Source organism: Furfurilactobacillus milii (genome assembly GCF_009863985.1).
Lineage (GTDB): Bacteria > Bacillota > Bacilli > Lactobacillales > Lactobacillaceae > Furfurilactobacillus > Furfurilactobacillus milii_A.
In genome coordinates this window covers 1-3,235 of record NZ_WEZT01000057.1, presented here as the reverse complement: position 1 = coordinate 3,235, position 3,235 = coordinate 1, and the positions used below count along the sequence as shown (strand labels likewise).

At 50.4% G+C, this 3,235-nt stretch carries 2 rRNA genes; both read left to right on the top strand.

Going from position 1 to position 3,235, the window contains the following annotated elements:
- Positions 1 to 134 precede the first annotated feature (134 nt).
- Positions 135 to 3,054: ribosomal RNA gene (locus GB992_RS11485) — 23S ribosomal RNA — on the top strand.
- Between the two features lie 64 nt (positions 3,055 to 3,118).
- A 5S ribosomal RNA gene (rrf, locus tag GB992_RS11480) occupies positions 3,119 to 3,235 on the top strand.

Below are 3,235 nucleotides of genomic sequence, written 5' to 3'. Positions count from 1 at the left end.
CTGAAACGTTGTACATTGAAAACTGAATCATGATTCTTTTTATTATTTAAACCGAGAACACCGCGTTTTTGAGTTTTTTAACAAGTTAAATTGTTTATCGCTAAACTCATGACCGCAGTTCGTATGAACTGTTAGGTTAAGTTATAAAGGGCGCACGGTGGATGCCTTGGCACTAGGAGCCGATGAAGGACGGGACTAACACCGATATGCTTCGGGGAGCTGTAAGTAAGCTTTGATCCGGAGATTTCCGAATGGGGAAACCCAATCAGTTTAACCGCTGATTATCACTAGGGGAATACATACTCTAGTTGAAGGTAGACGTTGTGAACTGAAACATCTAAGTAGCAACAGGAGCAGAAAGAAAAATCGATTCCCTAAGTAGCGGCGAGCGAACGGGGAACAGCCCAAACCAAGCTGCTTGCAGTTTGGGGTTGTAGGACTGAACATTTGAGTTACCAAAGACCTTGATAGTCGAAGACGTTGGGAAACGTCGCCATAGGGTGTGAGAGCCACGTAGACGAAATCAAAGTCCCTCAGTTCAGGATCCTGAGTACGGCGGAGCACGTGAAATTCCGTCGGAATTTGCGGGGACCATCCCGTAAGGCTAAATACTCCCTAGTGACCGATAGTGGACCAGTACCGTGAGGGAAAGGTGAAAAGCACCCCGGAAGGGGAGTGAAATAGTTCCTGAAACCGTGTGCCTACAAGTAGTTAGAGCCCGTTAATGGGTGATAGCGTGCCTTTTGTAGAATGAACCGGCGAGTTACGTTAACATGCAAGGTTAAGGTGGAAAGACCGGAGCCGTAGCGAAAGCGAGTCTGAAATGGGCGACTAAGTATGTTGAAGTAAACCCGAAACCAGGTGACCTACCCATGTGCAGGCTGAAAGTGCGGTAATACGCACCGGAGGGCCGAACCCGTGTCTGTTGAAAAAGGCTGGGATGACGTGTGGGTAGCGGTGAAATTCCAAACGAACTTGGAGATAGCTGGTTCTCTCCGAAATAGCTTTAGGGCTAGCCTCGGATGAATCATCATGGAGGTAGAGCACTGTTTGAACTAGGGGCCCGTCATGGGTTACTGAATTCAGATAAACTCCGAATGCCATTGATGTGTTATCCGGGAGTCAGACGATGAGTGATAAGATCCACCGTCGAAAGGGGAACAGCCCAGATCACCAGTTAAGGTCCCTAAATATATGCTAAGTGGAAAAGGATGTGGAGTTGCACAGACAACTAGGATGTTGGCTCAGAAGCAGCCACCATTTAAAGAGTGCGTAATAGCTCACTAGTCGAGTGATTCTGCGCCGAAAATGTACCGGGGCTAAGCATATTACCGAAACTGTGGGTGCCACGTAAGTGGCGCGATAGGAGAGCGTTCTATGGGCGGTGAAGCCAGATCGTAAGGACTGGTGGAGCGCATAGAAGTGAGAATGCCGGTATGAGTAGCGAAAGATCAGTGAGAATCTGATCCACCGAATGACTAAGGTTTCCTGGGGAAGGCTCGTCCACCCAGGGTTAGTCGGGACCTAAGGCGAGGCCGAAAGGCGTAGTCGATGGAAAACAGGTTGAGATTCCTGTACTAGTTAAACTTGTTTGAACAATGGAGGGACGCAGAAGGCTAAACGATCCGGACGATTGGAAATGTCCGGTCAAGCAGTGAGGTGTGAGATGAGTTAAATGCTTGTTTCTTTAACATTGAGCTGTGACGAGGACCGAAATTTAAGTAGGGAAGTCGTTGATGTCACGCTGCCGAGAAAAGCTTCTAGTTAGAGTTTAATTACCCGTACCGCAGACCGACACAGGTAGTCGAGGAGAGTATCCTCAGGTGAGCGAGTGAACTCTCGTTAAGGAACTCGGCAAAATGACCCCGTAACTTCGGAATAAGGGGTGCTGCACGCAAGTGTAGCCGCAGTGAAAAGGCCCAGGCGACTGTTTATCAAAAACACAGGTTTCTGCAAAATCGTAAGATGACGTATAGGGGCTGACGCCTGCCCAGTGCTGGAAGGTTAAAAGGATGGGTTAGCGTAAGCGAAGCTCAGAATTGAAGCCCCAGTGAACGGCGGCCGTAACTATAACGGTCCTAAGGTAGCGAAATTCCTTGTCGGGTAAGTTCCGACCCGCATGAAAGGCGTAACGATCTGGGCACTGTCTCAACGAGAGACTCGGTGAAATTATATTACCCGTGAAGATGCGGGTTACCCGCGACAGGACGGAAAGACCCCATGGAGCTTTACTGTAGCTTGATATTGGGTGTCTGTATAACTTGTACAGGATAGGTAGGAGCCGTAGAGCTCGGGACGCTAGTCTCGAAGGAGGCAACCGTGGGATACTACCCTTGTTATACGGCCACTCTAACCCGCGCCACTTAGCGTGGCGGGAGACAGTGTCAGGTAGGCAGTTTGACTGGGGCGGTCGCCTCCTAAAAGGTAACGGAGGCGCCCAAAGGTTCCCTCAAAATGGTTGGAAATCATTTGTAGAGTGTAAAGGCACAAGGGAGCTTGACTGTGAGACAGACAGGTCGAGCAGGGACGAAAGTCGGGCTTAGTGATCCGGTGGTACCGTATGGAAGGGCCATCGCTCAACGGATAAAAGCTACCCTGGGGATAACAGGCTCATCTCCCCCAAGAGTCCACATCGACGGGGAGGTTTGGCACCTCGATGTCGGCTCATCGCATCCTGGGGCTGTAGTCGGTCCCAAGGGTTGGGCTGTTCGCCCATTAAAGCGGTACGCGAGCTGGGTTCAGAACGTCGTGAGACAGTTCGGTCCCTATCCGTCGCGGGCGCAGGAAATTTGAGAGGAGCTGTCCTTAGTACGAGAGGACCGGGATGGACATACCGCTGGTGTACCAGTTGTGCCGCCAGGCGCATCGCTGGGTAGCTATGTATGGATGAGATAAACGCTGAAAGCATCTAAGTGTGAAACTCGCCTCGAGATGAGATTTCCCATTCCTATATGGAAGTAAGACCCCTCAGAGATGATGAGGTAGATAGGCTAGAAGTGGAAGTGTGGCGACACATGGAGCGGACTAGTACTAATCGGTCGAGGACTTAACCACGAAGTGGTGGTCCGGTTAAAGAAAAGAAGATCATGATTCAGTTTTGAGTGGATAACGCTCAGAGTGTGGTGATGATGGCACGAAGGATACACCCGTTCCCATGCCGAACACGGAAGTTAAGCTTCGTCGCGCCAAGAGTAGTTGGGGGATCGCTCCCTGCGAGGGTAGGTCGTCGCCATGC